Below are 8,220 nucleotides of genomic sequence, written 5' to 3'. Positions count from 1 at the left end.
GGTGCAGGGTCATGCCCGGGGCGCGCATGTTGAAGATGGTGGTGATGAAGTTGATGGAGCCCAGGATCGAGCTCGCGCCGGCCAGGTGGACGGACAGGATGGCGAGGTCCATCGACGCGCCCGCGTGACCCGAGGTCGAGAGCGGCGGGTACATCGTCCAGCCGCCGCCGAACCCGACGCCGGGGCCGCCGTCCACGAACATGGACGTGCAGAGCAGCACCCAGGCGGCGACCAGCAGCCAGAACGAGATGTTGTTCATCCGCGGGAAGGCCATGTCCGGCGCGCCGATCATCAGCGGCACGAACCAGTTGCCGAACCCGCCGATCATCGCCGGCATGACCATGAAGAAGATCATGATCAGGGCGTGGGCGGTGACGACCACGTTGTAGCCGTGCTTGGAGGGCTCGATCAGGCCGGTCTGCGCGAGCAGCGTGCCTTCCTTGAACACCTGGATGCCCGGCTCGGCCAGTTCCCAGCGGATCAGGCCGGACAGCGCGCCCCCCACCAGGCCCGCCATGATGGCGAACAGGATGTAGAGGGTGCCGATGTCCTTGTGGTTGGTGGAGAACAGCCAGCGCACCAGGAACGGCGGCTTGTGATCGTGGCTGTCGTGGGTGTCGTGAGCGGCGGCTTGGGCCATCGGGACGATATTCCTGGCTTACTTCGCAGCCGGCGCCTGGGGCGCGGGCTGGGCGTTGGTCGCGGGCGCGGTCGGCGAAGGCGTCGCCGGAGCCGGGGCGGCCGGGTTCACGGACGCGGTCGCCGCGGCGGGCTGGCCGGCGGCGGCGGCGGCCGGCGCTTCCGTGTTGGCGGCGCCGGCGGCGTCGCCCGCCGCGTCCAGGGTGGTCGGCGTCAGCGCCGGCCCCTTGCCGCCCTTCGACGCCACCCAGGCGTCGAACTCGGCCTGGGTCACCACCCGCACCTCGATGGGCATGAAGGCGTGGTCGACCCCGCAGAGCTCACGGCAGTTGCCGTAGTAGGTGCCGACCTTCTCGGCCTTGAACCAGGTCTCGTTGACCCGGCCCGGCACGGCGTCGGTGATGATGCCGAAGGAGGGGACGGCGAAGGCGTGGATCACGTCGGCGCCGGTGACCAGCACCCGCACCGTCTTGTTGACCGGAACCACCATCGGCTCCGTTGCGGCCAGCAGGTAGGGGACATCCCGGGCGACGGCGTCCTCCTTGGGCAGGATGTTCGACACGAACTCCGAGACCTCCTGGTCCGGATATTCATAGCCCCAGTACCACTGGTAGCCGGTCGCCTTCACCGTCAGGTCGGGCTTCGGCATGTCGTGGTAGGCGAACAGCAGCTTGAACGAGAAGATCGAGATGAACACCAGGATCAGGACCGGGACGAGGGTCCAGGCCACCTCGATCGGGGTGTTGTGGCTCCAGCGGGCGGGCACCGGGTTCGCCCGCTTGTTGTAGCGCACGATCACCCACACCAGCAGCGCCAGCACGAACAGCGTGATCGCCGTGATGATCGGCAGCAGGATCGCGTTGTGGAAGAAGATCGCGTCGTGCCTGAGCGGGGTGACCCCCGGCTGCAGGTCGATCGCGCCCGGCGTCGGCTGACCCATGCGGTCCTGGGCCAGGGCCACAGTGCCCCAGAAGGCCGACATCGCGCCCGCGACGACGCCTGTCGTCAGCGCTCGCATACCCTGAAACCTCGACTTCATGTCCCCTCGGTCTGGTTGGCCGGCCGCGTCTCGCGAAACTGACGATCGCCCCCGCCGACTGTCAGAAGGACGCGCACAGGCGCGCGAACGCACGCTGCCCGGCCCTTCGGGCGCGTGCATACGCGCATCGCTTTGGCTTGCCAAGGCGCAAGCGGCCCCTTGCGTCCGCGACGCAGGCGGGGCCGTAAAAATCAGGTCGGATCAGGCGGTTCCATGGCGGCGGCCGCCGATCCTCGTTCCGGGAGATTCGCCATGCACCTCAGCCCCGAAGACGAGCAGCGCATCCGCGCCGAGTTCGACCGGCTGACCAACCTCACCTCGGCCGAGCTCGCCGCCTGGCTGGAGACGCCGCAGAGCCGCAAGGTCGGCTTCGTCCGCCGCGGCGAACCCGAATCCGTCGGCCGCCAGTCGGCGCGCCGCATCCTCGCCATCCGCGCGACTCCGCCGGAGGACCTCACCGAAGCCGACTACGCCCATATGAAGAAGGTGATCGGCTACTGCCGCCGCCACTTGGCGCAGCGCCCCCAGGCCTTGAGCAAAGGGGGCGACGTCACCGACACCCGCTGGCGCTGGAGCCTGATGAACTGGGGCCACGATCCGCTGAAAAGCCGCTCGGCCGCCGAAGAATAGAGCCGCCTGCGCGGTCGGGCCCGGGTGACGCCGCGCCCGCCGCTCCCTATCTTGGCCCCATGAACGCGCACACCCCCGCCCCCTCGATCCTGGACGCCGCCGGCGTCGACCCGCACCGCGCCGGCCAGATCCTCGGCGAGGCGCTCGACGGCGCTGACGACGGCGAGCTGTTCGTGGAGCGCAGCGAGAGCGAATCCTTCCTGTTCGACGACGGCCGGCTGAAGTCGGCGGCCTACGATTCCACCGAGGGCTTCGGCCTGCGGGTGGTGGCGGGCGAGACCGCGGGCTACGCCCACGCCAGCGAGATCTCCGAGGCCGCGATCCGGCGCGCTGCCGACTCCGCCAGCCTCGCCAAGCGCGGCTACGAGGGGATTGCGGCCGAGGGGCCCCGGCCGACCAACGCCCGCCTCTACGGCGACGACGATCCGCTCGCCTCGCCCGGCTTCTCCGACAAGGTGGCGCTGCTCCAGGAGATCGACGCCTGGGCCCGCGCCCGCGACCCGCGCGTCGTGCAGGTGATGGCCTCCATGGCCGGGGAGCGGCGCACCGTGGAGATCCTCCGCGCCGACGGACGGCTGATCCGCGACGTCCGGCCTCTGAGCCGCATCAACGTCCAGATCACCGTCGAGAAGGATGGCCGGCGTGAGAACGGCTACACCGGCGCCGGCGGCCGCGAAGGCTTCGAGACCTGGATCAGCCCCGAGAAGTGGCAGGCCCAGGTGGACGAGGCGCTGCGCCAGGCCCTGGTCAACCTGGAGGCCGTCCCCTGCCCGGCCGGCGAGATGGACGTGGTCCTCGGCCCCGGCTGGAACGGCGTCCTGCTGCACGAGGCGGTCGGCCACGGCCTCGAGGGCGACTTCAACCGCAAGGGCACCTCGGCCTTCTCCGGCAAGATCGGCGAGCGGGTGGCCGCGCCCGGCGTCACCGTCTTCGACGACGGCTCGATCCTCGGCCGCCGCGGCTCGCTCACCGTGGACGACGAGGGCACGCCGACCGAGCGGACCATCCTCATCGAGGACGGCATCCTGGTGGGCTACATGCACGACCGGATGAGCGCGCGGCTCATGGGCCAGAAGGCCACCGGCAACGGCCGCCGCCAGTCCTACGCCCATATGCCCATGCCGCGGATGACCAACACCGGCATGCTGGGCGGCGACGCCTCCCGCGAGGAGATGATCGCCTCCACGAAGCGCGGCCTCTACTGCGCCAACTTCGGCGGCGGCCAGGTGGACATCACCAACGGCAAGTTCGTCTTCCAGTGCACCGAGGCCTACCTGATCGAGGACGGCCGGGTGACCACCCCGGTGAAGGGCGCGACCCTGATCGGCGACGGCCCATCGGCGCTGACCCGCGTCACCATGATCGGCGACGACTTCGCCTTCGATCCCGGTATCGGCGTCTGCGGCAAGTCCGGCCAGAGCGTGCCGGTCGGAGTCGGCCAGCCGTCCCTGAAGCTCACCGGCCTGACGGTCGGCGGCACCAGCCTCTAGGCGGGACTACGCCCCAGTCGCCGCCGGCATCATTGCGGCGATTTAATCCAGGTTACGGCCATTTAACTGGTCCGCGATCCCCTGCGCCGGTCACCTGCCGGCGCTTGGGGAGAGACCGATGCTGTTCATCCATGTGCTGGCGCAGGCCGCCGCCGCCGCCGTCCCGGAGGCCGCCGCCCAGCCGCAGCAGGGCGTCATCGCCTATCCGCCGGCCTTCTTCGAGAGCTTCCGGCCGACCAACGCCATGGAGATGGTGGAGCGGGTGCCGGGCTTCGCCTTCGATTCGGGCGACAGCGTCCGCGGCTTCGAGGGCGCGGCCGGCAACGTCCTCATCGACGGCCAGCGTCCCGCCGCCAAGAGCGACACCCTCGACCAGATCCTCTCGCGCATCCCGGCCAGCCAGGTGGAGCGGGTCGACCTGATCCGCGGCGGCGCGCCGGGGATCGACATGCAAGGCAAGACGGTGCTGGTGAACGTGGTGCGCAAGTCGGGCGGCGGCTTCCGCGGCCTGATCGCCGCCTCCACCCGCTATGTGGCCGACGACGGCCGCACCCTGCCGGCCTTCCGCCTGGAAGGCTCTGGGGGCGCTGACGGCCGGGCCTGGGAAGCGGGCGTGCTCGTGGCCCAGGGGATGGACGACGGGTCCGGCGACGGCCCGCGCGTGCGGCTCGACGCGGCCGGCCGGCCGCTGATCCGCTCCTTCGTCGAGGGCGAGGGCACGGTCACCCTGCAGGCCACCATCACCGGCGCCTACGAGACGCCGCTGGCCGGCGGCAAGCTGCGGCTCAACAGCCGCATCTTCTTCGACGAGTTCAACTACGACGAGCAGAACTACCAGTCCTTCCCGACGGTCGCGAAGGAGTCCGACCAATGGGGCCAGGACACCAAGGAGACCGAGTTCGGCGCCCGCTACGACCGGGCCTTCGGGGCGCGGACCAACCTCGAGACCGTCCTCCTGCAGCGCAACGAGGACCAGCACTTCGGCGAGACCTTCCGCGACGGCGCGACCGTGCTCTTCGCGCTGGACCGCCAGACCGGCGAGAGCATCGCCCGCAGCGTGCTCAAGCACCGGCGCTCCGACGCGCTCTCCTTCGAACTGGGCGCCGAGGGCGCCTTCAACTGGCTGGAGAGCGAGACCGAGTTCTTCCTCGACGGCCAGGCCCAGCCGGTCCCCGCCGCCAACGTGCGCGTCGAGGAGAAGCGCGGCGAGCTGTTCGGCAAGGCGACCTGGCGGCCGAGCCAGGCCTTCACGCTCGAAGCGGGCCTGCGCCAGGAGGCCTCCCGCATCTCCTCGGAGGGGGACGTCGAGCTCGAGAAGACCCTCTACTTCACCAAGCCCCGGCTGCTGGCCACCTGGGCCCCCGACGGGGCCACCCAGGTCCGCCTGCGCCTGGAGCGCCGGGTGGACCAGCTCGATTTCGACGACTTCGTCGCCGACACCAACTTCAACACCGGCGGCGAGGTCCAGGCCGGCAACCCCGACCTGGAGCCGGAGCAGGCCTGGGAGGCGGAGCTCGCCCTGGAGCGCCGCTTCTGGGGCTCCGGCGCCATCGTCCTGACGGTGGCCCACCAGGAGCTGAGCGACGTCGTCGACCGCGCACCGGTGCGCCAGGTCCGCATCGATCCGCTCACCGGCGAGGAGACCGTGGTCTTCTTCGACGCCCCGGCCAACATCGGCTCGGGCCAGGAGCAGGAGGTCGGGATCGACCTCACCCTGCCGCTGGACCGGTTCGGCCTGAAGCGCGCCCAGCTGCGCGGCAATGTCGAGTGGGAGCGCAGCGAGGTCGCCGATCCGACCACCGGCGGGACGCGCCCCATCTCGGGCTCGCGGCCGGTGGAATGGGAGGCCCACTTCAGCCAGGATCTGCCGCAGTGGCGCGTGACCTGGGGCGTCGACGCCTTCGGGGCCTGGCGCGAGACCTACTACCGGTTCAACGAGGTCCAGGTCCGCAAGCTGAAGACCTATGTCAGCCCCTTCGTGGACTGGAAGCCGCGGTCCGACATCACCGTCCGCGCCGAGATCCAGAACCTGACGGAGCGGGGCTTCCGCGAGACCCGCTACCGCTACTCGGGTCCCCGCGGGACCGGGCCGCTGGAATATGTCGACGACCGGGACATCCAGATCGGGCGCATCTTCTACGTGCGCGTGCGGAAGACCCTGGGCGGCTGACCGGCGCGCGCCCCGAACCTGTCGGCGATTTAATCCACCTTACGGCCATTTAATTGGCCTCGTCCCCGCGGCGCGGTTCACCTGCCCCCGCTCGCTGGGAGGAAATGTCAGATGCTGATCGTCCACATGCTCGCGCAGGCCGCCGCCGCCACGCCGGAAGCCGTGGCCGCGCCGCAGCAAGGCGTGATCAGCTATCCTCCCGCCTTCTTCGCCGCCCAGCAGCCCGCCAACGCCCACGAGATGCTGCTGCGCCTTCCGGGCTTCGACATCGACACCGGCGATTCCGTCCGTGGCTTCGAAGGCGCGGCGGGCAACGTCCTCGTGGACGGTCAGCGGCCGACCAGCAAGACCGACAACCTCGAGGAGATCCTGCGCCGCATCCCCGCCGGCCAGGTGGAACGCATCGACCTCGTCCGCGGCGGCGCGCCCGGCGTCGACATGCAGGGCAAGACGGTGCTGGCCAACGTCGTGCGCAAGCCCGGCTCGGGCCTGCGCGGCCTGCTCGCCGTCGCCAACAACCACCTGTCCGACGGCCGCAACATGCATGGGATGCGCCTGGAGCTGTCCGGCGGCTCGGGCGGCCGCGAATGGGAAGGCTCCGCCCGCTACGGCTACGGCAACGACGACGGCGGCAACGCGGGCCCGCAGGTCCGCATCGGCCCGAACGGCGAGATCCTGCGCCGCAGCCTGGTCCGCAACGAGAGCGACGGCCTGCAGAAGACCGTCACCGCCGCCTTCCGCCAGCCCCTCGCCGGCGGCCGGCTCGGCCTCAACGCCCGCTACTTCGACGAGAAGTGGAAGTTCGAGGAGGACAACCGCTACCTCGAGCCCGCGGCCCTCGGCGTCGAGACCACCGACGACCTCTACCTCACCGAGCAGACCGAGTTCGGGGCCCGCTGGGACCGTGACTTCGGCGCCCGCACCAAGCTGGAGCTGATCGGCCTTCGCCAGGACCGCGAGCGCGAGATCAACTCGGTGTTCGGCGACCTCTCGGGGACCCAGGACTTCCGGCTGCGGCGCGACACCGCCGAGACCATCGGGCGCGGCGTGCTGAAGTACGCGCTGAACGACCGCCTCTCCTTCGAGGCCGGCGGCGAGGCCGCCCTCAACGAACTGCAGAGCCGCACCGGCCTCCTCGTCGACGGCGCGCCCATCGACCTGCCCGCCGCCGACGTGGACGTGGAGGAGAAGCGCGGCGAGGTGTTCGGCAAGGCGACCTGGCGGCCGACCACGGCCTGGACGCTGGACGCCGGCCTCCGCTTCGAGGCCTCCCGCATCTCCTCCGAGGGCGACGTGGAGCTGGAGAAGACCCTGCAGTTCCTGAAGCCCCGCCTGGCGCTCACCTGGGCCCCGGCCCAGGCCACCCAGGTCCGTCTGCGCTTCGAGCGCGTCGTCGGCCAGCTCAACTTCGACGACTTCGTCGCCTCGTCCGACTTCAACACCGGGGCGGGCGTCAGCGCGGGAAACCCCGACCTGGACCCCGAGCAGGCCTGGGTCGCGGAGGCCGCCCTGGAGCAGCGCCTGTTCGGCGCCACCGTCGTGCTCACCTACCGGCATTCCGAGCTCACCGACGTTGTCGACCGCGGACCGGTGGAGTCGCGCTCCGTCGATCCGGTCACCGGCGCGGTGACCCTCAGCTATTTCGACACCCCGATGAACATCGGCGACGGGACCAAGGACGAGGCCATCGCGAGCCTCACCGCCCCGCTCGACCGGCTGGGCCTGAAGGGCGCCCTGCTGAAGGGCCAGTACACCCGCCGCTGGTCCGACGTGACCGACCCCACCACCTTGGAGAGCCGCCGGATCTCCAACCTGCGGCCCACCGAGTGGGAGATCAACTACAGCCAGGACCTGCCGCAATGGCGGATGAGCTACGGCCTGGACGTCTATTCCGGCTGGACGGAGACCTCCTACCGTTTCGACTCCATCCGCGAGGTGAAGCTGCACAACGCCTACGTCCGCCCGTGGATCGAGAAGCGCTTCCAGCCCGATCTTTCCGTGCGCTTCGAGCTCGCCAACGCCACCAGCCGCGGCATCCGCTTCACCCGCCAGGTCTGGGACGGCCCCCGCGGCGCCTCGCCCCGCCTCTACACCGACGACCGCGATCTCGGCTTCGGCCGCATGTACTACGTCCGCGTCCGCAAGACCTTCGGGGCGTAGGGCCGGCCTGACCGCGACAACGAAGAGGGGCCGCACGATCTCTCGCGCGGCCCCTCATCCGTCAGCCTGCGGCTGACACCTTCTCCCGCATG

General features: G+C 70.5%; 6 protein-coding genes. 4 read left to right on the top strand and 2 right to left on the bottom strand.

All coding sequences use genetic code 11. The features are described 5' to 3' along the window. Positions 1-640, bottom strand: a 640-nt coding sequence (locus tag V7Z97_RS14780) for a cbb3-type cytochrome c oxidase subunit I (RefSeq protein WP_334164203.1), incomplete at its 3' end; no start/stop codon positions are given. Positions 641-658: 18 nt separating this feature from the next. Then, the gene (coxB, locus tag V7Z97_RS14775) at positions 659-1,678 is read right to left on the bottom strand and encodes a cytochrome c oxidase subunit II (protein WP_334164202.1); all 1,020 of its coding nucleotides are present in this window, start codon (positions 1,676-1,678) and stop codon (positions 659-661) included. Between the two features lie 252 nt (positions 1,679-1,930). Here coxB and V7Z97_RS14770 point away from each other — a divergent pair, with 252 nt between their 5' ends. The 4 genes from V7Z97_RS14770 (at position 1,931) to V7Z97_RS14755 (ending at position 8,128) form a co-directional block, all read left to right on the top strand. Then, positions 1,931-2,308 (top strand): DUF3140 domain-containing protein, encoded by a 378-nt coding sequence (locus V7Z97_RS14770; RefSeq protein WP_334164201.1) that lies wholly within the window; start codon positions 1,931-1,933, stop codon positions 2,306-2,308. A 59-nt stretch (positions 2,309-2,367) separates the two neighbouring features. Next, on the top strand, positions 2,368-3,798 hold the full coding sequence (gene tldD / locus V7Z97_RS14765; protein ID WP_334164200.1) for a metalloprotease TldD: 1,431 nt from the start codon (positions 2,368-2,370) through the stop codon (positions 3,796-3,798). Positions 3,799-3,916: 118 nt separating this feature from the next. Next, positions 3,917-5,968 (top strand): TonB-dependent receptor domain-containing protein, encoded by a 2,052-nt coding sequence (locus V7Z97_RS14760; RefSeq protein WP_334164199.1) that lies wholly within the window; start codon positions 3,917-3,919, stop codon positions 5,966-5,968. Between the two features lie 111 nt (positions 5,969-6,079). Further along, a complete protein-coding gene (locus V7Z97_RS14755) occupies positions 6,080-8,128 on the top strand; it encodes a TonB-dependent receptor plug domain-containing protein (RefSeq protein WP_334164198.1) in 2,049 nt (682 codons plus the stop codon). The last annotated feature ends 92 nt before the right edge of the window (positions 8,129-8,220 follow it).

The organism is Phenylobacterium sp., from assembly GCF_036821595.1.
In the GTDB taxonomy this organism is placed as follows: domain Bacteria; phylum Pseudomonadota; class Alphaproteobacteria; order Caulobacterales; family Caulobacteraceae; genus Phenylobacterium.
This window is presented reverse-complemented; position numbering and strand designations above follow the sequence as displayed.

Coding starts and splice junctions, on each gene's coding strand:
- V7Z97_RS14760 (WP_334164199.1), top strand. CDS start 3,917: ATGCTGTTCATCCATGTGCTGGCGCAGGCCGCCGCCGCCGCCGTCCCG.
- V7Z97_RS14755 (WP_334164198.1), top strand. CDS start 6,080: ATGCTGATCGTCCACATGCTCGCGCAGGCCGCCGCCGCCACGCCGGAA.
- coxB (WP_334164202.1), bottom strand. CDS start 1,678: ATGAAGTCGAGGTTTCAGGGTATGCGAGCGCTGACGACAGGCGTCGTC.
- tldD (WP_334164200.1), top strand. CDS start 2,368: ATGAACGCGCACACCCCCGCCCCCTCGATCCTGGACGCCGCCGGCGTC.
- V7Z97_RS14770 (WP_334164201.1), top strand. CDS start 1,931: ATGCACCTCAGCCCCGAAGACGAGCAGCGCATCCGCGCCGAGTTCGAC.